19 protein-coding genes are annotated in these 22,007 nt (G+C 64.0%); 9 read left to right on the forward strand and 10 right to left on the reverse strand.

The features are described from left to right. Positions 1-44: 44 nt before the first annotated feature. The 7 genes from B5V03_RS15955 to B5V03_RS15985 all read right to left on the reverse strand — a co-directional run bounded on the left by B5V03_RS15955 (position 45) and on the right by B5V03_RS15985 (position 7,570). The gene (locus tag B5V03_RS15955; RefSeq protein ID WP_129271275.1) at positions 45-533 is read right to left on the reverse strand and encodes a chemotaxis protein CheW; all 489 of its coding nucleotides are present in this window, start codon (positions 531-533) and stop codon (positions 45-47) included. A 36-nt stretch (positions 534-569) separates the two neighbouring features. After that, positions 570-2,498, reverse strand: coding sequence for a methyl-accepting chemotaxis protein (locus tag B5V03_RS15960; protein ID WP_129271276.1), 1,929 nt, complete (start codon positions 2,496-2,498; stop codon positions 570-572). 83 nt (positions 2,499-2,581) lie between these two features. Then, complete coding sequence (locus tag B5V03_RS15965; RefSeq protein ID WP_129271277.1) at positions 2,582-4,279, reverse strand: methyl-accepting chemotaxis protein; 1,698 nt, start codon at positions 4,277-4,279, stop codon at positions 2,582-2,584. A 36-nt stretch (positions 4,280-4,315) separates the two neighbouring features. Beyond that, positions 4,316-4,777, reverse strand: coding sequence for a chemotaxis protein CheW (locus B5V03_RS15970; protein WP_164988047.1), 462 nt, complete (start codon positions 4,775-4,777; stop codon positions 4,316-4,318). Continuing rightward, entirely contained in the window at positions 4,777-6,885 is a 2,109-nt protein-coding gene (locus tag B5V03_RS15975) for a chemotaxis protein CheA (protein ID WP_129271279.1), read from the reverse strand. The genes B5V03_RS15970 and B5V03_RS15975 overlap by 1 nt, the downstream gene beginning before the upstream one ends. Continuing rightward, positions 6,882-7,247 carry a response regulator gene (locus B5V03_RS15980; protein WP_092300982.1) on the reverse strand — a complete coding sequence of 122 codons (366 nt, stop codon included), beginning with the start codon at positions 7,245-7,247 and terminating at the stop codon, positions 6,882-6,884. The genes B5V03_RS15975 and B5V03_RS15980 overlap by 4 nt, the downstream gene beginning before the upstream one ends. Beyond that, positions 7,247-7,570: an STAS domain-containing protein gene (locus B5V03_RS15985; RefSeq protein WP_129271280.1), complete on the reverse strand. Its 324-nt coding sequence runs from the start codon at positions 7,568-7,570 to the stop codon at positions 7,247-7,249. The genes B5V03_RS15980 and B5V03_RS15985 overlap by 1 nt, the downstream gene beginning before the upstream one ends. 286 nt (positions 7,571-7,856) lie before the next feature. Between B5V03_RS15985 and B5V03_RS15990 the strand changes: the two genes are divergently transcribed. The 3 genes from B5V03_RS15990 (at position 7,857) to B5V03_RS16000 (ending at position 12,025) form a co-directional block, all read left to right on the forward strand. Next, on the forward strand, positions 7,857-8,996 hold the full coding sequence (locus B5V03_RS15990) for a response regulator (protein WP_129271281.1): 1,140 nt from the start codon (positions 7,857-7,859) through the stop codon (positions 8,994-8,996). 188 nt (positions 8,997-9,184) lie between these two features. Continuing rightward, positions 9,185-9,856: a hypothetical protein gene (locus tag B5V03_RS15995; RefSeq protein WP_164988048.1), complete on the forward strand. Its 672-nt coding sequence runs from the start codon at positions 9,185-9,187 to the stop codon at positions 9,854-9,856. An 18-nt stretch (positions 9,857-9,874) separates the two neighbouring features. Next, positions 9,875-12,025 (forward strand): adenylate/guanylate cyclase domain-containing protein, encoded by a 2,151-nt coding sequence (locus B5V03_RS16000; RefSeq protein ID WP_129271283.1) that lies wholly within the window; start codon positions 9,875-9,877, stop codon positions 12,023-12,025. 13 nt (positions 12,026-12,038) lie between these two features. Here the strand turns inward: B5V03_RS16000 and pobA are convergent, their stop codons facing one another. Further along, a complete protein-coding gene (gene pobA / locus B5V03_RS16005; protein WP_129271284.1) occupies positions 12,039-13,211 on the reverse strand; it encodes a 4-hydroxybenzoate 3-monooxygenase in 1,173 nt (390 codons plus the stop codon). Positions 13,212-13,261: 50 nt separating this feature from the next. On the opposite strand from pobA, the gene B5V03_RS16010 reads away from it, so the two are divergent. Together B5V03_RS16010 and B5V03_RS16015 are read left to right on the forward strand one after the other, a co-directional pair. Next, the gene (locus B5V03_RS16010; protein WP_129271285.1) at positions 13,262-14,167 is read left to right on the forward strand and encodes a helix-turn-helix domain-containing protein; all 906 of its coding nucleotides are present in this window, start codon (positions 13,262-13,264) and stop codon (positions 14,165-14,167) included. A 362-nt stretch (positions 14,168-14,529) separates the two neighbouring features. After that, a complete protein-coding gene (locus B5V03_RS16015; RefSeq protein WP_129271286.1) occupies positions 14,530-15,141 on the forward strand; it encodes an NYN domain-containing protein in 612 nt (203 codons plus the stop codon). A gap of 24 nt (positions 15,142-15,165) precedes the next feature. On the opposite strand, the gene pcaG is transcribed toward B5V03_RS16015, so the two are convergent. Together pcaG and pcaH are read right to left on the reverse strand one after the other, a co-directional pair. After that, positions 15,166-15,792: a protocatechuate 3,4-dioxygenase subunit alpha gene (gene pcaG, locus B5V03_RS16020; protein WP_129271287.1), complete on the reverse strand. Its 627-nt coding sequence runs from the start codon at positions 15,790-15,792 to the stop codon at positions 15,166-15,168. Between the two features lie 5 nt (positions 15,793-15,797). Next, a complete protein-coding gene (pcaH, locus tag B5V03_RS16025; RefSeq protein WP_129271288.1) occupies positions 15,798-16,580 on the reverse strand; it encodes a protocatechuate 3,4-dioxygenase subunit beta in 783 nt (260 codons plus the stop codon). Between the two features lie 91 nt (positions 16,581-16,671). Between pcaH and B5V03_RS16030 the strand changes: the two genes are divergently transcribed. The 4 genes from B5V03_RS16030 to B5V03_RS16045 all read left to right on the forward strand — a co-directional run bounded on the left by B5V03_RS16030 (position 16,672) and on the right by B5V03_RS16045 (position 22,002). Next, complete coding sequence (locus B5V03_RS16030; protein WP_164988049.1) at positions 16,672-17,601, forward strand: LysR family transcriptional regulator; 930 nt, start codon at positions 16,672-16,674, stop codon at positions 17,599-17,601. Between the two features lie 145 nt (positions 17,602-17,746). Continuing rightward, positions 17,747-19,021, forward strand: a complete 1,275-nt coding sequence (locus tag B5V03_RS16035; RefSeq protein ID WP_129271290.1) for an Lpg1974 family pore-forming outer membrane protein — start codon at positions 17,747-17,749, stop codon at positions 19,019-19,021. Positions 19,022-19,143: 122 nt separating this feature from the next. Next, complete coding sequence (gene pncB / locus B5V03_RS16040) at positions 19,144-20,448, forward strand: nicotinate phosphoribosyltransferase (RefSeq protein ID WP_129271291.1); 1,305 nt, start codon at positions 19,144-19,146, stop codon at positions 20,446-20,448. Positions 20,449-20,694: 246 nt separating this feature from the next. Further along, complete coding sequence (locus tag B5V03_RS16045) at positions 20,695-22,002, forward strand: GGDEF domain-containing protein (RefSeq protein ID WP_129271292.1); 1,308 nt, start codon at positions 20,695-20,697, stop codon at positions 22,000-22,002. Positions 22,003-22,007: the final 5 nt, after the last annotated feature.

A 22,007-nucleotide genomic window follows, 5' to 3' on the forward strand; every position in this document is an offset into this window, starting at 1 on the left:
GGTTCGAAATTGGGGTGCTTACGCTTGACCACGCACTTGCTAACTCAGGCGGCGCGGGATGAATCCGCGGCCGCTTCACGTCCTTCCGGGATCTCGTCGTTCGCCATCAGCTTGGCGAGGTCGAAGATCACGACGAATTTCTCGCCCTTGCGGCCGATCCCGGCGGCATAGTCGGACTGCCACTTGCCGCCGACCTCGGGGATGGGCTCGATCGCCTGCTCGTCGATGTCGGTAACCTCGAACACGCAATCTGCGACGAAGCCGACGCCGACCAGACGGTCCTTCATCGGCACGTCCAGGATGATGATGCGGGTCGCTTCAGTGGCCTCCACACCGGGCAGGCCGAGCTTGGTCCTGAGATCGACGATCGGATAGCCGCTACCACGCACGTCGATCATGCCGAGCAGGAAGTTCGGCGCATGGGGCAGCCGCGAGATCGGCCGCATGTCGAGGATCTCCCGAACATTGCGGATGCTGATGCCAAACGTCTCGCCGGCGAGCCCGAGCGTCAGATATTGCGAGGTTGCGGCCATGATGCGGTCCAGGGTCAGGTGATTTTCAGATTGTGGTCAGCGTTGGAATTCGGCGTCGCGGTCGTCTTCGCCGTCATGCATGTCGAAGGCGAAGCCGCCGCCGCCTGCGACCTTCATCGCGCGCGCCGGCCTGCGAACGGGCGCAGGCTTCTTGGAGCCCCGATCCGCGGCCGCCATGGTTGCGGCCTTGGCACGGAGCTCGCCGACCGCACGGTCGATCGGCGCGGCTCTTTCGTGGCGGGTGGCCTGCTCGATGCGGAAGAAGGCAATGGTCGACTGAAGCTGCTCGGCCTGCGAGGCCAGCTCTTCCGAGGTCGAAGAGACCTGCTCGGAGGCGCTGGCATTCTGCTGGCCGACCTTGTCGAGCTGCTGGATCGCCTGGTTGATCTGGGCCGAGCCGACATCCTGCTCGCGGCAGGCTGCCGTGATTTCCTGAACCAGCTCGGCGGTCTTCTTGATATCAGGGACGAGCTTGGACAGCATGTCGCCGGCTTCCCGAGCAACCTTTACCGTTTCGGTCGACAGCGTGCCAATTTCGGCAGCCGCCGCCTGGCTGCGCTCGGCGAGCTTGCGCACTTCGGAGGCGACCACCGCAAAGCCCTTGCCGTGCTCGCCGGCGCGCGCGGCCTCGACCGCCGCATTGAGTGCCAGCAGGTCGGTCTGACGCGCGATCTCCTGCACGATCGTGATCTTCTCGGCGATGGTCTGCATCGCGTTGACGGCACGGCCGACCGCAGCGCCGCTTGCTTCCGCATCCTTCGCCGATTGTGCCGCGATCTGCTCGGTCTGGTTGGCGTTATCGGCGTTCTGCTTCACGTTCGAGGCCATCTCCTCCATCGAGGAGGAGGCTTCCTCGGCGGACGAAGCCTGCTCGGTCGCGCCCTGCGAGAGCTGCTCGGCGCTGGCGGAGAGCTCCTGGCTGCCGGCCGAGACGTTCTGTGCCGCGGTCAGGGCTTCCGACACGATCTGCCGGAGTCTCTCCACCATGGTTTCAAAGGCAATTCCGAGCTTGTCCTTGTCGGAGATGCGCTTGGCTTCGACGGTGAGGTTGCCGCCGGCGATCTGGTTGGCAACCTCGGCCGTGGTTTTGAGGCTCGCGATCATGCGCTCCAGGGCCATACCGAGCGTATCCTTGTCCGACAAGCGCTTTGCTTCGACTTCGAGGTTGCCGAGCGCGATCTCGCCGGCGACTGCCGCTGTTGCATTCAGATTCGCGGTCATCGCATTGAGCGACTTGACGAGGTCACCGATCTCGTCGTTGCTCTTGACATCGATCGTCTGGCTGAGATCGCCGATCGCAACGGCGTTGGCCAGACCCACGGCCTTCGTCAGGGCACGACTGATGCTCAGCGCCATCAAGGTCGCGGCGGCGGCGCCGATGATCAGGGAAGCAATAAGGATGCTCAGCAACAGGATCTGGGCATGGCTGCTGTCCGCCCTCGCCTGTTCAGCCCGCTCATCCATGAGCTTCTTCAGGAAGCCGACATAGTCCTCCAGGCTCTTCGACGCCTCTGCGACGGCCTTTCGGACGTCTCCGGTCGACTGCTCCATAGCCTTGGCCTTGTCGTTTCGCGCGAATTTGAGCGACTCGTCCTGGGCGGCGTTCACGTTGGTGTAGAGGGCCGAGAACTTGTCGAGCATCTTCTTGCCGGTTTCGGTCGCCGTCGCATAGATGTCGTCCCTGACCTTCAGCAGATCCGCGCGAATCTTCCGGACCTCGCCCGTGTAGCGCTCGACATCGCTCTCCGACTGCGCCAGGATCGCATTCTTCTCAGCGCGAATTTGCAGCAACAGATCTTTCTGCAATTCGTCGGCCTTGGTCGATCTTGCGGCGGCGCCGATCAGGACCTCGGTGGTGGAGGCCAACTCGCTGAGCTTCAGATACGAAATCGCACCTGCGATCATGGAGAGCAGGAGAACGGCTCCAAAGGCACTGGCGAGCTTTGCTTTGACCGTAAATCGCATGTTCGAAAACCCTCGGGCCGGGCCCGGTTTGATGTTGGAAAATGCGAGCGACACCACCTGCTGCGCTCGTCCAGCAACAAAACTCAGCGTTGGAACTCGGCGTCGCGGTCGTCTTCGCCGTCTTGCATGTCGAAGGCGAAGCCACCACCACCGGCGACTTTCATCGCGCGCGCCGGCCTGCGGGCAGGCGCGGGCTTCTTCGTGCCCCGATCCGCAGCCGCCATGTGCGCAGCCTTGGTGCGAAGCTGAGTGACAGCTCGATCGATCGGGGCAGATGCGACGTTTTCGCCGCGTCCAGCGTGTTCGATTCGGAAGAAAGAGATGGTCGACTGGAGCTGCTCGGCCTGCGAGGCCAGCTCTTCCGAGGTCGAGGACACCTGCTCGGAGGCGCTGGCATTCTGCTGGCCGACCTTGTCGAGCTGCTGGATCGCCTGGTTGATCTGGGCCGAGCCGACGTCCTGCTCGCGGCAGGCCGCCGTGATTTCCTGAACCAGCTCGGCGGTCTTCTTGATATCAGGGACGAGCTTGGACAGCATGTCGCCGGCTTCCCGAGCGACCTTTACCGTTTCGGTCGACAGCGTGCCAATCTCGGCAGCCGCCGCCTGGCTGCGCTCGGCGAGCTTGCGCACTTCGGAGGCGACCACCGCAAAGCCCTTGCCGTGCTCGCCGGCGCGCGCGGCTTCGACGGCCGCGTTGAGCGCGAGCAGGTCGGTCTGACGCGCGATCTCCTGCACGATCGTGATCTTCTCGGCGATGGTTTGCATCGCGTTGACGGCCCGCCCCACGGCAGCGCCGCTGGCTTCCGCGTCCCTGGCCGACTGACCCGCAATCTTCTCGGTCTGGTTGGCGTTGTCTGCGTTCTGCTTGACGTTCGAGGCCATCTCTTCCATCGACGAGGAGGCTTCCTCGGCGGACGAGGCCTGCTCGGTCGCGCCCTGCGAGAGCTGCTCGGCGCTGGCGGAGAGCTCCTGGCTGCCGGCGGAAACGTTGCTGGCCGCGGTAAGAGCTTCCTCGACCACCTGACGAAGCTTTTCCACCATCGTGTTCAGAGATTTCACGAGATCGCCGATCTCGTCATTGCTGGAGACGTTGATCGTCTGGCTGAGGTCGCCGTTCGCCACCGCACCGGCAAGGCCGACCGCGCGGCTGAGGCCACGCGAAATGCTCATCGAAATCCAGATCGCAGCGATCAGGCCGATCGCCAGCGAGGCCAGCACGGCCGAGATCAGCAACATGTGAGCGCGGTTGCCGTCCTCGTGAGCCATCGCGGCCCGCTCCGCCATGTTCTTCTTGACGTTGGTGACGTAAGCATTCGCGGCTTCCATGGCCTCATTGACGGCCTTGCGGACCTCGACCGCGGAGAGCTCGACGGCTTTCGGCCTGTCGGTCCGGGCGGCCTTGAGAGCGCTGTCCTGAACGGCAACCATCCGGGCGTAGGCCGCGCCGAAATTCTCGATCAGCTTCTTGCCTTCGGTAGAGGCCTGCGCGTGGATTTCCTCCTTCAACTTCAGAAGCGTCTCGCGCTGCTTGGCGATCTCGGCGACAAAGCCGTCCGCCTCGCTATCGGGCGCCAGAAGGAGATTCTTCTCGGCCCGAACCTGGAGCAGAATGCCCTTCTCGATTTCTGCTGCGCGGTCCATCCGGCCGGCGCGCGATACGAGGTTGTCCGCCGTGTCGATCATCTCGCTCAACTTCACATAAGCGAGACCGCCCGCCGCCATCGAGAGCAGCAGGACGACGCCGAACGCGCTTGCCAGCTTCGCCTTGACCGTAAATCTCATTTCCAGCCCCTACCGATCTCGCCCCGAGACCGCATTTCAATTCAGGATGCGTTCCATGTTGGGAACGATGACAAACTCTTCACGCCACTTCGCAATGAAGCGAATGAACTCCGGCTTCCAGTGCATGCCGACGCGCGGCGTCTGCTGCACGTCGGCCTGTGAAATCTCGGTGACCTCGTAGACCTTGTCGGCGGTCACGCCGACCAGCACCGGCTCGCCGTCGAGATTGAGCTCGATGACGACGATGCGCGTGTCGGCCGAATTCTGCGGCTGCGGCATGCCGAAGCGGATGCGCAGGTCGGCGAGCGGAATGACGTTGCCGCGCACATTGATGACGCTGGGAACGAACGCCCGCGCGCCCGCCACCTTGGTGACCGGCACGGGATCGATGATCTCCCGCACGAGGCCCGCATCGAGCGCAAACTTCTCCTCACCGAGGCCGATCATCACGACCTGCATCGCGTTAGCCTGAGGTTCCCCCGTCAAACCGTCGTTCATCACGCCGCCTCACTGATATGCTGCTTCTCGACCTTCGACTGCGCCAGCGCGACGAGCTGCGCGACGTCGAGGATCAGCGCCGCCGTGCCATCCCCCAGAATGGTGGCGCCCGAGAAGATCGTGACGTCGGAATGCAGCTTGGAGAGCGACTTGATCACGGTCTGGTGGTTGCCGATGATCTGGTCGGCGACCAGACCGACGTGGGTCTCGCCGGTCGAGATGATGATCGTCTTCTGATGCCGGTCGGGCGTGCCCGACGCGGTCATGATCTCACGCAGCCTGAGGAACGGCACGAGGTTGCCGCGCACGTTGAGGAAGTTGCGGCCGCGGGAGCGCTCGTCCTCGGCCGTCAGCTCGATGCATTCCTCCACCGCTGACAGCGGAATGATGTAGCGGCCTTCGCCGACGCGGATCAGAAGACCCTCGATGATCGCGAGCGTCAGCGGCAGGCGCAGCGTCACGGTGGTGCCCTGGCCCGGCCGGGTCGACAGGTCGATCGTGCCGCGCATGTTCTCGATGGTGCGCTTGACCACGTCCATGCCGACGCCGCGGCCGGAGAGTGCCGAGATGGTCTGCGCGGTCGAGAAGCCCGGGTGGAACAGGAACTGGTGGATCTCGTGGTCGGTGAGCACGGCGCCGGCCGCGATCAGCCCCTGCTCTTCCGCCTTCGCACGGATGCGCGCGGTGTTGAGGCCGCCGCCATTGTCCTTGACGGTGACGAGCACCTGCGCGCCGGAATGAACGGCGGCGAGCTCGATCCGGCCCTGCTCGGTCTTGCCGTTGGCGGAGCGGGTCGCGGTGTCCTCGATGCCGTGGTCGATCGCGTTGCGGATCAGGTGCACCAAGGGATCGGCGAGGCACTCGATCATGGTCTTGTCGAGCTCGGTATCCTCGCCCGTGGTGACGAAGTCGACCGGCTTCGACAGATCGCGCGACAGATCGTGGATCAGGCGGCGGAAGCGGCCGAACAGCGAGCCGATCGGCACCATGCGCGCGCCCATCGTGGTGTCGCGCAAGGACGAGGCGAGGCGCTCGATTTCCTCGGCGATCATCTTGATCGAGAGATCGGAGCCGGACGAGGCCAGTTGCGTCAGGCGGGCCTGGGCGATGACGAGCTCACCGACCCGGTCCATCAACTCGTCGAGGCGCTCGGCCTGGACGCGGACGGTGGCGATGCCGCGATCCTGCTTGGCTTCGGGCTTCGGTTCGGCTTTGGGCTCCGCCTTGATCTCAGACTTGATCTCAGACTTGATCTCAGACTTGATCTCAGACTTGGCGACCGGCTGCTCGGCGACAGGCGCAGCAACAGCCGCGACCACCGGTGCCGGCATCTCGGCGACCGGAGCCGGCTCTTCGTCGAGCAACTGGAACAGCGGTAACGGCGCGGGCGCCTCGACATGCTCCAGCGGCGAGAGCGTCAGCTTCATCTCGTCCGAGACGAACATGAAGACGTCGTCAATTGCGTCCTTGTCGCAGGCCGCATGCAGCTTGACGTCCCACTTCAGATAGCAGTCTTCCGGCTCCAGCTCGTCGAGGAAGGGGATGCCGTCGGTCACGGGCACGACGAAGCAGGGGCCGAGCTTGCAAAGGTCTTCCAGCAGGTCGAGCGGGTTCGAGCCGTTGCGCAGGATGTGGGATTCGAATTCCAGATAAAGGTGCCAGCCGGCCTGCTTGCTCTCCGCGGGCGCCAGCGGCGGCGCCTCGGCGATCTCGGCGACGGGAGCGGCAGACTGGTCGGGAAACACGAAGCGCTTGAGGTCGTCGAGGATGGCCTCGCCAATGATGTCGTCGGTCGACTGCGGATCCTCGATCAGCGCGCGGATATAGTCCTTGGCGGCAAGCGCGACCGAGATGAGCTCCTGGGTCGGCTTGATCTCGCCCTTGCGGACGCGGTCGAAGGCGGTTTCGAATTCGTGGGTGAAGGAGGCGACCTTGTCGAAGCCGAACATCGCGCCCGAGCCCTTGATCGTATGTAGGGCGCGGAAGGCGGAATCGACCAGCTCGCGGTCGTCGGGACGCTGGCCGAGATCGAGCAGGGCCCCTTCCAGGACCTCGAACAGCTCGCTGGCTTCCTGGCGAAAGACCTCGGTCGGGTCCATCGCACTCATGCGCGCACCAGCTTAGCGACGACGGCGAGCAATTGCTCCGGCTTGAATGGCTTGGTGATCCAGCCGGTGGCGCCGGCGCTCTTGGCTTCCTGCTTCACCGTGTCGTTGGATTCGGTGGTCAGGAACACGATGGGCATGCCGACCGCGCTCGGCAGCTTGCGCAGCGCCTTGATCAGCTCCAGACCGTTCATGACGGGCATATTGAGGTCGGTGATGACGAGGTCGAGCTTGCCGGCCTGCGCCTTGGCGAGGCCTTGCGCGCCGTCACCGGCCTCGATCACGCTGTGACCGGCCGGCTCGAGCACGACCTTGATCATCTGGCGGATGCTGGGAGAGTCGTCGACCGTGAGAATCGTGGCCATTAGGTGCCATCTTTCTTTTGCGGGAAATGCTGATCGATCATCGCATCGCTGGCGAAGCCGGCACGGCGAAGAGTGTTGCGTAGAGACTGGGAGAATGAGGTGAGCACTACAGGGCGGCCCTGGGCCTCGCCCGTCCTGGCGGTCGACAGCAGAAGCTGGATCGAGGTGACGTCGGCCTTGTCGACGCTCGAGCAATCGATCTCGAGCCGGTCCTGCCGGCCGAAAGCTTCGCGGATCAGGTCATAGACATTGCGGATCGCAGCAATGCTGCAATCCGCGGGCAGCCGCAGGGACCACTTCGGCTCCGTAGTATCAGACGACATTCGTCCCCCAAATTTCCTCGGGGTTCGCTGCACGCATGGCGCGAATCCCGCGCACGACTATTCGGGTTGGAGAGTATGCAAACCCCTAATGAGAGCCTCCGTACAACTACGGGTCACAATCCCAAAAACTTCGCGTATGCATGCAGACGTGCATGGCCAGCACAAATCTCATGCGCTGGGCGCGGTCTCGATGCAGTTTGTGACGGGTTGGACGTTTGCTCCGCGTTAAATCGCAAAGGCTATTCGTTGAGGTCATGCCTCGCCATCCGAACGAGCCCGGCCGCCGATGCTGACTCAAGCGCTTCTCGTTGATGACAGCCGCTCTGTCCTCAATTTCCTGAAACGACATATCGAGGCGGAAGGCCTGGTCGAGGCCACGACCTTCCTCGATCCCGTCGAGGCACTGGCCTGCGCGCGCAAGCGCGTGTTCGACCTCGTGCTGGTCGACTACGAGATGCCGCATATGGACGGCATCAGCTTCATCCGCGCCTTCCGCACCCTGCCCGGCTGCGCCGACATCCCGATCGCGATGATCACGTCGCGACAGACCGACGACATCAAGATGGAAGCGCTGCAGGCTGGTGCAACCGATTTCTTACCGAAACAGCCACAAAGCGTCGAGATGACGGTGCGCCTGCGCAATCTGGTGCATCTTGGTGCAGCCGTACGCAAGCAGAACGACCGTGCCGCTGATCTCGCGAGCGCCGTCGCCGCCGCGACCCAAAAACTCGGCGAGCGCGAGGAGGAGATCATCCTGCGGCTCGCGCTCGCGGTCGAATACCGTGACAACGACACCGGCGAGCACACGCTGCGGGTCGCCCGCTACAGCCGCATCATCGCCGAACAGCTCGGCCTGCCACCCCGGCTCTGCCGCGACATCTATCTGGCCGCCCCCCTGCACGACGTCGGCAAGGTCGCCATTCCCGATAAGATCCTGCTCAAGCCTGGCCGGCTGACCGACGAGGAGATGGCTGTCATCCGCACCCACGCCACGATCGGCGAGAAGATCCTGGCGGACTCCAGTTGCGAGCTGATCCAGCTCGGTGCGCAAATTGCCGCAGGCCACCATGAGCGCTGGGACGGCGCGGGCTATCCGAACGGCCTCAAGGCGGACGAGATCCCGGTTGCCGCACGCGTGGTCGCGGTTGCCGACGTCTTTGACGCCCTGACGACGCGGCGGCCATATAAAGAGCCGATGCCGCTCGAGGTCGCCCGCAACTATCTGGTCGAGAACCAGGGCCGGCAATTCGATCCGGCCTGCGTCGAAGCCTTCTTGTCGCGCTGGGACGACGTCGTGGAGATCGCCGCCGGGCAGCAGGCGACGCCCTTCCAGAAGACCGAGGCTCCACTGGCGCCAATTATAGAGTGTGCGGTTGAGAACCGTCTGGTCGAGGATCGCTCGTCTGAGGCCGTTCCGGCCGATTGACATGATCAATCCGGGCAAGAGCTTGCCGCGGCTCTGTTTTCTCCAGTCGCCGGTTTGAACCTGTTCCTGCTAAAGTGGCACCAATTACTAAAAGTGATTCTGGTCACACTTGCCTGGGCGAGCCGCTGTTAAACATCGAACCAGGACGGAGACCGGCAAAACATCGGTCGAACTGGATGAGTATTGCCATGAAGAGCCTGATCGGCGCCGTTGTCGGCGCGTTCTGTGTTGCGACCCCCGCTTTGGCGGAAACCCCGGCCGCGATCGTCGAGGACGTGCAAGGCAAGGTCGACGGCATCGCGTTCATGGACTATGTGGCGCCGGGCAAGATCATCAAGCTCGGCCCGAAGGCGAGCGTTACGCTCAGCTATCTCAAATCCTGCGTGCGCGAGACCATCAGCGAAGGCGTCGTCCTGGTCGGCGCCGAGCAGAGCACCGTACAGCTCGGCGACGTGAAGCGGGAAACGGTGCCCTGCGACACCAACGCGGCAAAGCTGTCCGAGCGCGAGGCCAACCAGAGCGCTGCGACCACGTTCCGCACCATGCGCTCGGACATCAAGGGCGCCGCGCCGGCCAAGCTGCCGACGCTCTACGGCGTCGCGCCGCTGGTACAGGCCAAGAGCGGCAGCACGCTGGTGATCGAGCGCACCGACGGCAAGGAACCCAGCATCACCGTGCCGCTCAAGAATGAGATCATGGTGGGCGGCAGGTTCTACGACTTCGCCAAGGCCGGGAAGTCGCTGACCCCAGGCGGCAGCTATCTCGCCATTCTCGGCACCAAGCGTTACGCCTTCCAGGTCGATGCCAGCGCTACGGCTTCGTCCACGCCGATCGTCGGCCGCCTGCTGCGGCTCGAATAGGCGGCCTGGCGACAGGCGATGCGGCGGATCGGTGGGCGAGACATCGTTGCGGCGATCCTGATCGCGCTCCTCGCGGGCGCAATCTTCACGTCTCCGCCGCTTCAGGCCCTGCAAGGCCTCTCGCTCGACATCCTCACGGCGCTGCATGGCACGATCATCGGCGACAACCGCGATCCCGCGACATCGCCGGTCGTCGTCGTCGCGATCGACGGGGAGACCTACGACACCCCACCCTTCAAGGGATCTCCGACGCAGACCTGGACGCGCGAGATCGGCCGGGTGCTCGGAAGCATCACCGACGGCGGTGCCAAGGTGATCGGCTTCGACGTCATCTTTCCGAGCTCAATCGAGCAGTCGGAGATTGCCTTTGGCGACGCGCCGCTTGGCGATCGCATGAAGGGCTTTGACCGGGATTATCTCATCACGCTGCGGAAACTTTCCGACAACGGCAAGCTGGTGCTCGGCGAGATCCTCAGCAATGACCACCCGGATGCGCCTTACCCCGCACAGCGATTTGCGGTGAGAAACACTGTCCGCGCCCTCAACGTTCACACCGACACCGACGACGTGATACGGCGGATGCCGCTGAGCTTTTCCATCGACGACAAGCCGGTGCCCGCCATGGCCGTCGAGCTTGCCGCGCGCGCATTCGGCGCAGAGCCACAGACCGGGCCGTCTGGCGCAACGATATTGTCCAATTATGCCATCCCAAGCGCGGTGCCGAACACGCTGACGCTCAATTTCCGGGGAATGGGCCGCGACGTGCCCGTCTATTCCTTCGCCGATCTGCGGGCCTGCGTGGAAAAGGCCGATCGCGATTTTTTCCGACGCGCCTTCGACGGCAAGGTCGTGCTGCTCGGGACGATTCTCAACTTCGAGGACCGCAAGCTCACCTCAATGCGCTTCTCCGGCGGATATGACGGGACCCCCGCGCCGCGATGTGCGCAGCCCGTCCCGGCGGGCACCACACAAAAGGCCCGAAGCGACATCGCCGGCGTCTTCGTACATGCCACCGCGGTTCGGAACCTGATCGAGCGCGATGCCATAACCGAGCTTGGCCTTCCCGCACGGGCCATTCTCACGATCGTTTTCGCAGCGATCATCGCCTTCGCGGCCTGCATGCTCGCACCCGGCGGCGCGATGATCGCCTGGTTCGGCTTCACCGCCGTCTATGCAGCCGTTGCCGTCGTCACGTTCGTTCATGCCCTGGCGCTGCCATTGACCGAGCCCGCGCTCGCGAGCCTCGCCGCATTCGCGATGATGATCGGCTACCGTTTCGTGCTGGCCGATCGCGACGAGCGCTTCCTGCGCAAGAGCTTTGCCTTCTATCTCGCGCCCGAAGTCATCAACACCATGGTTGCCTCCGGCAAGATGCCGGCGCTCGGCGGCGAGATGCGCAACGTCACCATGTTCTTCTCCGACCTCAGCGGCTTCTCCTCCATCGCGGAGAAGATGACGCCGGGCGAACTGGTCACGCTGATGAACGAATACCTCTCCGCGATGACCGACATCATCGAAGGCCATGGCGGCTATGTCGACAAATATATCGGCGATTCCATCGTTGCCATGTTCGGTGCGCCGGCCGACGACCCCGCCCACGCCCGCAACGCCGTGCACGCCGCGCTGAAGTGTCACGGCAAGCTGGCCGAGCTCAACGCTGGCAACCCAGCCTTCGCCGGCCACGACCTGTCGCACCGCATCGGACTCAACAGCGGCGAAGCCGTGGTCGGCAATATCGGCTCGCGCCGCCGATTCAACTACACCGTGATGAGCGACACCGTGAACGTCGCCTCGCGGCTGGAAGGCGCCAACAAATATTACGGCACCGCGATCATGGCGTCGGAGACGACCATGGCGCAGAGCGGCGACACTTTTGCCTGGCGCGAGCTGGATGCGATCAGGGTGATGGGCCGCGGCGATGCGATCAGGGTGTTCGAGCCGCTGGCGGAGAAAAGCGCGGAGAGCGCGGAGCAGACAAAGGTGTCCGCGGCGTATGCGGAAGGGCTGGCCTACTGGCGCGCGCGGGAGTTTGCCAAGGCGTCTGATGCGTTCGAGAGAGTAGCAAACGCCGATCCAGCGTCAGCGCTGTTCGCCAAACGCGCGAGGGCACTCGCTGCAAATCCTCCAGCGCCGGAGTGGACGCCAGTCAACACCCTCGAAGGCAAGTAGCGTTAGCTACGCCTTAAAACGGCAACCCCACATAATTCTCCGCGAGCAATCGCTGCGCCGTCTCCGACGACAGCAGATACTCCAGCTCCGTCTGCTGAAGCCGATCCTCGTAGTCGAGCCGGTCGGGGAAACGATGCAGCATCATCGTCATCCACCACGAAAAGCGCTGCGCCTTCCAGATGCGGGCGAGTGCCTTGGCGGAATACCCCTCAAGGCCGGAATCGTCGCCGCTCTGATAATGCGCGAGCATGGCGTGGTAGAGATAATAGATGTCGGACGCAGCGCTGTTCAGCCCGCGTGCGCCGGTCGGCGGCACGATGTGGGCCGCGTCGCCGGCGAGGAACAGGCGGCCATAGCTCATCGGCTCGGCGACGAAGCTGCGCAGCGGCGCGATGCTTTTCTCGATCGAAGGGCCCGTGATCAGGCGGCCAGCGACCTCGCCCGGCAGGCGGCGCTTCAACTCGGCCCAGAACGCATCGTCGCTCCAGTCCTCCACCCTGTCGGTCAGCGGCACCTGGATGTAGTAACGGCTCAACACCTGCGAACGCAGCGAGCACAACGCAAACCCGCGCTCGTGCCTCGCGTAGATCAACTCCGGGGACACCGGCTTGGTGCGCGACAGCACCCCTAACCAGCCGAACGGATAGACCTTCTCGTATTCGCGCAGCACGTCCTTCGGAATCGATTTACGGCTGACGCCGTGAAAACCGTCGGCGCCGACAATGTAGTCGCAATCGACGCGAATGGTTTCGCCGTTCGAACGGTACGTGACATATGGCCGCTCCGACGTGAGATCGTGCGGCGTCACCTCTTCCGCGTTGTGCACGACCTTGCCGCCGAGGCGGTCGCGCGCCTCATAGAGATCGCGCGTCAGCTCGGTCTGGCCATAGACCAGCACGGAATTGCCGCCGGAATGCTTGTGCAGGTCGATGTGGGAGAGCACGCCGTCATGGGCGATCTCGAATCCCCCGTGGATCTCGCCCTCGCGGTCCATCCGCTCGCCGCATTGTGCCTCGCGCATCAGCTTTGCAAAGCCGTGCTCGAGCACGCCGGCACGGATGCGGGCCAGCACGTGGTCACGGCTGTATTTCTCCAGCACGATTGTGTCGATGCCCTTCAAGTGCAGCAGCTGGGACAGTAGCAGCCCGGACGGCCCACCGCCGATGATGCAGACCTGAACTTTCATTTTTGCGTCCTCCCGTTGGCACTTTTTTGCAGATTCAGCACTGCGAACCGATGGAGGCTTTCGCCTTTGTCTTGTACAATTCGAACATGAGAACCGCAGCCCCTGCCCCCACGATCCGGGTCTATAACCTCTTCGGCGAGTCCGGCGACCTGCCCGACGTCGTGCATTGCGAGACAATCGCGTCCCGCTCGGTGCTGCACGACTGGACGCTGGCCGTGCACCGTCACGCCCGGCTGCATCAGGTGCTGCTGATCGAGCGCGGCGGCGGTGAGGCGACGCTCGACGGACGCGTGGTGCCCTTGAAGCCGATGCAGATCGTCAACGTGCCGGTCGGACACGTCCACGGCTTCCGCTTCGTGCCCGATACCCAGGGCTGGGTGCTGACGATCGCTGCCGAGATTCTCGACGAGGCGCTGCTGGCCGCAGAAGGCCTGCGCGCAGCCCTGTCGCGATCAGCCGTGGTGCGCAGTACGCCGCAGATCCGCACCACCATGAAGCAAATTTTTGCGGAGCATGCCGCGCGCGATTTCGGCCGCGCACATGTGCTGCGCGCATTGTCGGCCGCCATGGTCGGGCTGGTGGCGCGCGCGCTCACCAGCGAGAGCGGCGGCAATGGCACGGCGGAAAGCGGCCTGTTCCGCCGCTTCGAGTCACTGCTCGAGCAGCACCATCTGGAACGCTGGAGCGTTGCCGACTACGCAAGCGCGCTGTCGATCACGCCGACCCATCTCAACCGCGTGACACGCGCGGCGACAGGCGACACCGCCTCACATTTGATCCTCAACCGGCTGATCCGCGAGGCACGGCGCAACCTCGTCTATACCAATCTTCCAGTCTCGACCATCGCCTATGCGCTCGGTTTCGATGACCCCGCTTATTTCAGCCGGGTCTACGCCGCCGCAACGGGAGTGTCACCGCGCGTCTTTCGCACCCAGCTGCATGGCCATGAAGGCTGACGCTTCGGACCAAAGACCAGGCGCGCCTATGGTCGGTGGCCACGATGCGAACCGCAATGGCCTTGTTACCGGCGCAGCTACTTACCTTGGTATATGGGATCCTATCCTTTGGATAGAATCCCTTTACCTCAGTACAATTGAGCAGGGCATGCGTGCGCCTTAGTGTGGCGGCATTCGGCGCCGTGGCGCTGGTGGCATGGAACCTCCCTAGCCTTGGCGCAAGACGGCCCTCCCCTCCTGTCCGGCCGTCTGCGCCGCTTTTTTAGCAAGCCATCGGCGCCTTCGGTGTTTTCCGGCCGACCTACCGCACCCCGGCGGCTGGACCGGCCGGCTTTTCGTGCGGAACAGGAGATTTGTGCATAATGCCTTCGATTGAGAAGATCGCACTCTTTATCGATGGCTCCAATCTCTATGCCACCTCCAAGGCGCTCGGTTTCGACATCGATTACAGGCGCCTGCTCGGCGAATTCCAAAGCCGAGGGGAGCTGTTGCGGGCCTTCTACTACACGACCGTCGTCGGGGATCAGGAGTATTCGTCAATCCGCCCCTTGATCGATTGGCTCGGCTATAATGGATACACCGTCGTCACCAAGCTCACCAAGGAGTTCACCGACGCCACCACCGGCCGCCGCAAGGCGCGGGGCAGCATGGATGTCGACCTCGCCGTAAGCGCGATGGAACTCGCCAAACACGTCGATCAGATTGTGTTGTTCTCGGGCGATGGAGATTTTCGTTCGCTGGTGGAAGCCGTGCAACGCCGCGGTGTCCGCGTGACGGTCGTCTCCACACTCTCCACTCAGCCCCCTATGGTCGCCGACGACCTGCGTCGACAGGCGGACGTGTTCATTGATCTGGCAGCACTGAAACCAAAAGTGGGGCGCGATCCGGCCGTCCGGCCGGGATCGCGCGAGATCGGTCAGTTACCGCCATTCCTCGCGCGCGGTGCGATCAATCGCGGCGACCAGGTGGAGTGATCCTGCGGGACGGCCGCCGTCCCCTCACACGTCGAAGAACACGGTCTCCTCCGGCCCCTGCAGATGGATCGTGAAGGAGTACACGGCCTTGCCGGCGCGCTCGCTACGTGTTGCGATCAACGTCTTGCGGCGCACCGCCGGCTCGACCAGATTGAGCACGGGATCGGCGGCGTTGGCGACCTCTTCATCCGAGAAATAGAGCCGCGTGTTGAGGCCGATGTTGATGCCGCGCGCGACGATCCAAACATTGACGTGCGGCGCGCATTTGCGCCCCGACTTGTCGGTCATGCCGCCGGGTTTGACGGTCTCGAACGTGACGACGCCACTTTCGAAATCCGAGCCCCCGCGGCCCCAGCCGCGGAAATCTTGCTCCAGCGCGCCGGCCGAGCGATCAGCCGGGTGGTTGTAGCGGCCCGCCGCATTGGCCTGCCAGATTTCGAGCAGCACGTCGCGCAGCGGCGAACCGCTGCCGTCGATCACCTTGCCTTCCAGCGTGATGCGTTCGCCCTGCGTGTTCGGCGTCACCAGCACGTTGGAAAAGTTCTTCTCGAAAATGTCGAAGCCGGCCATGGCCGGGATCAGGCCGATATGGACGTAGGGCCCGGCAGTCTGCGAGGCGGTTTCCTTGAGATAGTTGAGCGGCTGCGGCATGGGCTTCAGTTCCCCGCGGTGCGATTTTCGAAATAGATGGAGCGCTGGCCGCGCAGGACGATGTCGAAGCGGTAGGCGAGCGAGTCGAACGGCGTCGAGGCGTTGAGGTCGAGCGGCGCGACGAGGCGGTCGAGCGCGTCCTTGTCCGGAATCGTCGTCAGGATCGGGCAGACCGGAATCAGAGGATCGCCCTCAAAGTACATCTGCGTGATCAGGCGCTGAGCGAAGCCCGAGCCGAACACCGAGAAGTGGATATGGGCGGGTCGCCAGCTATTGACGAAGTTGCGCCAGGGATAGGGGCCCGGCTTCACGGTGCGGAAGTAGTAGTAGCCGGTGTCGTCCGTCAGCGCGCGGCCGCAGCCGCCGAAATTCGGATCGATCGGGGCCAGATACGTGTCCTTCTTGTGCCGGTAGCGGCCGCCGGCATTGGCCTGCCAGAACTCGACCAGCGTGTTCGGCACGCCGCGGCCGGTCTCGTCCAGTACACGACCATGGACGATGATGCGCTCGCCGACGGGATCGCCGTCCTTGGCGTAGTTGCGGATCAGATCGTTGTCGAGCGGCCCGAGATCGTTGTGCCCGAACACGGGACCCGTGATTTCCGAGACCGAGTTCTCGATCGACAGCAGCGCCTGGCGCGGCGAGCGCAGCACCGAGGATTTGTAGCCGGGCGCATAGGCCGGCGGATGGATGGTGTGGTCGCGCTGGAAGAAGCCGCCGTCGCGCGGCGTGAACGGTTCGGGGCTGTTAAGGCGGGGATCCCTTAAGGCTGGCGCCTGGGCGTTCATCGTGTCTCTCCCTGTGGCGCCCCGGTCCGGGCGCGCGGCTTATCGGGAGATCATGGGCCGGTCTATTCTCAAGATAAACAGATCGATTATAATGAATTGCATGAAGAAAATCGATCATTTGGCGCTCGACGGCCACGCGCTCGAACTGTTCCTGGCCGTATTGGAAGAAGGCTCGGTCACGGCAGCGGCGACGCGCCTCGGCCTGACGCAGTCCGCGGTCAGCCACGCCCTGAACAAGCTGCGGCGGATCGCCGGCGATCCGCTGTTCGCCAAATCCGGCCGCGGCATCGTCGCGACCGCGCATGCGCAGGCCCTCGCGGCGAAGGCGCGCGCGCTGATCGACGAGATGCGGGGCTTTGCCGGTGGCGTCAGCTTCGCGCCGGCGCAGGCTCAGCTGTCGCTGACGATCGCCGCCAACGACTTCCAGCGCGACCTGTTGCTGCCTCGCTTCTTCAGCCACGTCGCCGGACAGGTAGAGAGCCTGAACCTGCGCGTGATCCCCTCGCAATCCCCCTCGCCCGCGATGCTGCGCGAGAACCGCTGCGATCTCCTGATCACGCCGCTGCCGCCGTCCGGCGTCGACATCGTGCAGAAACGGCTGCTCAGCGATCACTACGTCTGCTACTACGATCCCAAGACACGCACCGCTCCGGCCAGCCGCGGCGCCTATCTCGCCGCGCGCCACGTCACAGTGGTCTATACCGACAACGAGCGGCTCGATTTCGACCGGAGGCTCGCGGCGAAAGGCTTCCACCGCGACATCGCGATCTCCGTGCCGAGCTTTTCCGGCGTGCCGTCCTTCCTGCGCGGCTCGCAGATGCTGGCGAGCATGCCGAGCCTGCTCGCCTCCGGCGTGATGGATGGCTTTGCACATGTGCAAATTCCGTTGGCTGCGCGCACGCGCACGCTGGCGGAACTACCGATGTTCATGGTCTGGCACCAGCGCTACCAGAAAGACCCGGCCCATCGCTGGATCAGGAACCAGCTTGAGGTGGTCGCGGCGACGGCCGCGGGCGGCTGAACGCCTCGACTGCGTCCGATTGGCCACACCAGAGTCCGGAAATGCCTCGCCGCACGCGCGGGCCTGCCGAGTTCAACCGTACGGTTGATGCGAGGTCCGCGATTCCAGGCCACGGTCTCGCCATTGGTGCGACGAGGTGAATGAGATGAAAAAGACTTTGGCCGTCGTGTTGGGCGCAACCGCGGCATTGGCAGCGGCAAGCGCCTCGGCCGGCGAGATCGAAGACGTCAATGCCCGTCTCGAATTGCTAGAGCGGCAGAATGCGGCGATCCGCAAGGAAAACGCCGCCTTGCGCGAAAGCCAGCGGCTGCTGGAAGAGAATACGCGGCTAAAATCGCAAAATACGCGCGTCGCCGTCGAAGCAGCGAGGAGCTCGACCCGATCGCACCAGGAAAACAGCGCGTTCCTCGCGGTGTCAGCGGTTTCGCGGCAGAACAGGAATCCTTTGCAGTCCTATGCCGCCGATTTCCCGGTCAAGGCTTTGCCGCCGACGGGGCCGGCGCTGTTCAGAGCCTGGATCGAAGGTGGCGCGATCTTCAGTGGCGGCGATCCGATCTCCAGCACTTACGGTCTCACCGGTCAGTTCGACCTGACACCCAAGGTCGGCTGGGAATCGGCAGTCGGCTTCGATTATCGCTTTGCCGGCTCTCCCTGGCATGTCAGTGGCCAGTTCCGCTACGGCGAGGGGGGCAAGACCACTGGTCTCGACTCGACATCGCAAACGATCGCTGCCGGGGCCGCCAGCGCGACAGGCACGGAGACCTGGGCCGCTGCTTACAAGGAAGCACATTGGCTCGCCGATCTCGCGGTCGGACGCGAGATTGCCGGCAGCGGGCCAAGTGCGCTTCAGCTCAAGGGAGGCGTCCGCGTTGCCGAGTTCGTCACCCGGAGTTCGAACTCGGACGTTCAGTTCTTGACGGTCTCGGGCCTCGCGCCAATCGTGGTCCCTGGATTTCCGGCGGTCACGACCGCCTCCACGAGCAGCTCGACAATCAACGAGGCGCGCGCCAGCTTCCTGGGCGCCGGCCCTCTCATCGGCATCGAAGGGTCAATTCCTTTTGCCGGCAAATGGTCGTTCGACTATGCCGGCGACGCCGCCATTCTGTTCGGCCGGCAGCAATCGACGAACAGTTCGAGGACCACGTCTACGATCACGCCATCATATCTCGCAGGTCTCTTCCCGACTTTCGACACCCTCAACACGGGCAACGCCCGGCTGTTTGCCGGCGTGCTGAGCGCCGATATCCAGGTCGGCCTGTCCTATTGGCTGACGCAGAACCTGAAGCTCGGCGCCGGCTACCGGCTCGACGCGCTCATCAACGTGTTCAACGAGACCGGCACGTCCAACGCCGGCTTTATGCCCGACCGCTATACGCACGGCCCGCGCGTCACGCTTACGGGACAGTTCGAGGCGATGTAGGGCACGATCGCGGGCTCGAGCGGGCTTGGCCCGCCCGGCCCGTTGTGCCGGGTGCCGGGCGATGGCCAGTCCCTCGCCAAACCCACTGGTTGCGCGCGGGCGGCCACGCTAGAATTCGTGCCATGACAGTGACCGACATTGCGAGCCGGACCTACAATCACAGCTGGCGGCTGGATCCCATCATCCGCAGCCTGCTGGATACCGACTTCTACAAACTATTGATGTTGCAGATGATTCGGGAAGACTACCCGAATCGGCAGGTGACCTTCTCGGTCATCAACCGCTCGCGCCATGTGCGGCTCGCCGAGATCATCGACGAGGGCGAGCTGCGCGCCCAGCTCGACCATGCCCGCACCATCCGCTTCGCCAAGAAGGAGCTGATCTGGCTGGCCGGTAACACGTTCTACGGCAAGACCCACATGTTCTCGGCCGACTTCATCCGCTGGCTGGCCGAATTCCGGCTGCCCGAATACGAGCTGCGCAAGGTCGAGGGCCAGTACGAATTGCACTTCCACGGGCCGTGGACCCACACCACGATGTGGGAGATTCCCGCGCTCGCGATCCTCAACGAGTTGCGCTCGCGCGCGGCGATGAAGGGCCGCGGCCGCTTCGAGCTCGACGTGCTCTACGCCCGCGCCAAGGCCAAGCTGTGGACCAAGGTCGAGCGGCTGCGCAAGCTGGAGAATTTGCGGCTGTCCGACTTCGGCACCCGCCGCCGCCACGGCTTCCTCTGGCAGCGCTGGTGCGTGGAAGCGGTGAAGGAAGGGCTGGGCTCGTCCTTCATTGGCACCTCCAACGTGCTGCTCGCGATGGACAACGACCTCGAAGCCATCGGCACCAATGCGCATGAGCTGCCGATGGTGGCAGCGGCGCTTGCCAAGGACGACGAGGAGTTGCGCTGGGCGCCCTATCGCATCCTCGACCAGTGGCGCCAGACCTATGGCGGCAATTTGCTGATCGCGCTGCCCGACGCCTTCGGCACCAAGGCCTTCCTCCGCGATGCGCCGGAATGGGTCGCCGACTGGACCGGCTTCCGCCCCGACAGCGCACCGCCGATCCAGGCCGGCGAGGAGATCGTTGCCTGGTGGGAGAAGAAGGGTCGCAACCCCAAGGACAAGCTGCTGGTGTTTTCCGACGCGATGGACGTCGGCTCGATCGAGGAGACCTATCATCATTTCGCCGGCCGCGTGCGGCTCTCCTTCGGCTGGGGCACCAACCTCACCAACGACTTCGTCGGCTGCCCCCCGGACGGCTCGTTCAATCTCGATCCGATTTCGCTGGTCTGCAAGGTGTCTTCGGCCGACGGCCATCCAGCGGTCAAGCTCTCCGACAACCCGGAGAAGGCGACCGGCCTGCCTTCGGAGATCGAACGTTATCTGCGCGTGTTCGGCGACGCCGGCCGCGTGCGCAAGCCTGTGCTGGTCTAAAACCGGCCGCAACTCTATCGATCAAGTAAACCGCGCAAGACGAATGCGAGGCATTGGCGCCTCAATGCCGCGGCAGTTCCGGTCTGTCGGCATTTGCGACAATCTGCGCGAATCCACTTCACAACGCCTTCACCCTGCGATCCAGTCTCCCGCATCTTTCGGGTCTAGTTAAGCAACCTTCTCCTCTACTTGGCGTTGCACGCGCAACGCTCAGCTGGGGTCGTTGATCGATTTGGGGAACGCAGGGTGCTTCGCAGAACAGCGTCGTCGACGAAGGGACACAGCTTCCTTCACGTCATCAAGCTCGTCTCGCCTTTCGTGATGGTCGTCGTGCTCCAGGCGGCGATCGCGGGATTCAGCCTCGAGGTGATGTCATCGGTCCGCGCCTATGTCGCGGGCGAAGCGCTATGGTCGCGCTCGCAGAAGAACGCGGTCTATTTCCTCAATCTCTATCTGCATTCGGGCGACAAGAACCAGTTCGCGCAGTACGAGACCTCGCTCGCCGTTCCCATCGGCGACGAGTTCGCGCGATGGGCGCTCGAGCGCGATCCTGTTGACGTCGAGGCCGCACGCATCGGCTTCCTGCAAGGCGGCAATCATCCTGATGACGTTCCGGGATTGATCTGGCTGTTTCGCTATTTCAACCGTGTCAGCTTCCTCCAGGAAGCGATCCATGAATGGGCCGCCACGGACCCGATGCTGCTGGAGCTGAGCGTGTTCGGCGAGGTCATCCGGTCCGAGCTGGAGAAGGGCCCCATTCAGGACAGCGGCCGCCTGCAAGTCCTGTCGTCGCGGCTCTCGGAGCTCAACGACGAGTTCACGGTGCATGCCAACCGCTTCTCCACTGTCCTTGGCGAAGGCTCCCGCGCGATCAAGGTGATGCTGACATGCATCAACATCGCCACCGCCGCGACGCTGATCCTGCTCCTGATCTGGCACACGCGGCGACTGGTGCTGCAACGGCAGGCGTTCGAGGATGCCTTGCATGATGAGAAGGAACGCCTGGCGTACCAGGCATCGCACGACTGGCTGACCGGCCTTGCCAACCGCCGCGCCTTCGAGGCGCGGCTGCAAGGCGAGCTGGACAATATCGCGGCGGGCTCGCTCGCTTTGATCCTGCTCGACCTCGACCAGTTCAAGAACGTCAACGACAGCTGCGGCCATCTCGCCGGCGACCGCCTGCTCTGCCAGGTCTCCAGCCTGCTGCAACAGGACCGAAGGCCGCATGATCTGGTGGCCCGGCTCGGCGGCGACGAATTCGGCCTGATCCTGCCGCAGTGCTCGCCTGCGAGCGCCGTCGATATCGCCGAACGGCTACGGCGATCGCTGGAGCTGTTCAGCTTCGCCTGGGACGATCGCGTCTTTGCGGTGACCGCCAGCGTCGGCGTCACCTGCATCGCCGACCGCGACACCACGCTCGAGGATGCGATGCGCCGCGCCGACGCCGCCTGCTATCGCGCCAAGGACAAGGGGCGCAACCGGGTTCAGGTCGACAGCGTACGGCCGGACGTCGTCCTCGTTGCGGCACGGCCGCGCGAAGCCGCGCGCGCGTGACGTTG

Origin of the sequence: Bradyrhizobium betae (assembly GCF_004123905.1) — a bacterium.
GTDB lineage: Bacteria > Pseudomonadota > Alphaproteobacteria > Rhizobiales > Xanthobacteraceae > Bradyrhizobium > Bradyrhizobium betae_A.

Bases quoted from the DNA above. Each gene is read 5' to 3' on its own strand.
- B5V03_RS15995 (WP_164988048.1), top strand. From the start codon at position 9,185: ATGAAGAGCCTGATCGGCGCCGTTGTCGGCGCGTTCTGTGTTGCGACC.
- B5V03_RS16015 (WP_129271286.1), top strand. From the start codon at position 14,530: ATGCCTTCGATTGAGAAGATCGCACTCTTTATCGATGGCTCCAATCTC.
- B5V03_RS15970 (WP_164988047.1), bottom strand. From the start codon at position 4,777: ATGAACGACGGTTTGACGGGGGAACCTCAGGCTAACGCGATGCAGGTC.
- pcaG (WP_129271287.1), bottom strand. From the start codon at position 15,792: ATGCCGCAGCCGCTCAACTATCTCAAGGAAACCGCCTCGCAGACTGCC.
- B5V03_RS16030 (WP_164988049.1), top strand. From the start codon at position 16,672: ATGAATTGCATGAAGAAAATCGATCATTTGGCGCTCGACGGCCACGCG.
- pobA (WP_129271284.1), bottom strand. From the start codon at position 13,211: ATGAAAGTTCAGGTCTGCATCATCGGCGGTGGGCCGTCCGGGCTGCTA.
- pncB (WP_129271291.1), top strand. From the start codon at position 19,144: ATGACAGTGACCGACATTGCGAGCCGGACCTACAATCACAGCTGGCGG.
- B5V03_RS15975 (WP_129271279.1), bottom strand. From the start codon at position 6,885: ATGAGTGCGATGGACCCGACCGAGGTCTTTCGCCAGGAAGCCAGCGAG.
- B5V03_RS15985 (WP_129271280.1), bottom strand. From the start codon at position 7,570: ATGTCGTCTGATACTACGGAGCCGAAGTGGTCCCTGCGGCTGCCCGCG.
- pcaH (WP_129271288.1), bottom strand. From the start codon at position 16,580: ATGAACGCCCAGGCGCCAGCCTTAAGGGATCCCCGCCTTAACAGCCCC.
- B5V03_RS16000 (WP_129271283.1), top strand. From the start codon at position 9,875: ATGCGGCGGATCGGTGGGCGAGACATCGTTGCGGCGATCCTGATCGCG.
- B5V03_RS16010 (WP_129271285.1), top strand. From the start codon at position 13,262: ATGGAGGCTTTCGCCTTTGTCTTGTACAATTCGAACATGAGAACCGCA.
- B5V03_RS15990 (WP_129271281.1), top strand. From the start codon at position 7,857: ATGCTGACTCAAGCGCTTCTCGTTGATGACAGCCGCTCTGTCCTCAAT.
- B5V03_RS15965 (WP_129271277.1), bottom strand. From the start codon at position 4,279: ATGAGATTTACGGTCAAGGCGAAGCTGGCAAGCGCGTTCGGCGTCGTC.
- B5V03_RS15980 (WP_092300982.1), bottom strand. From the start codon at position 7,247: ATGGCCACGATTCTCACGGTCGACGACTCTCCCAGCATCCGCCAGATG.
- B5V03_RS15955 (WP_129271275.1), bottom strand. From the start codon at position 533: ATGGCCGCAACCTCGCAATATCTGACGCTCGGGCTCGCCGGCGAGACG.
- B5V03_RS15960 (WP_129271276.1), bottom strand. From the start codon at position 2,498: ATGCGATTTACGGTCAAAGCAAAGCTCGCCAGTGCCTTTGGAGCCGTT.
- B5V03_RS16035 (WP_129271290.1), top strand. From the start codon at position 17,747: ATGAAAAAGACTTTGGCCGTCGTGTTGGGCGCAACCGCGGCATTGGCA.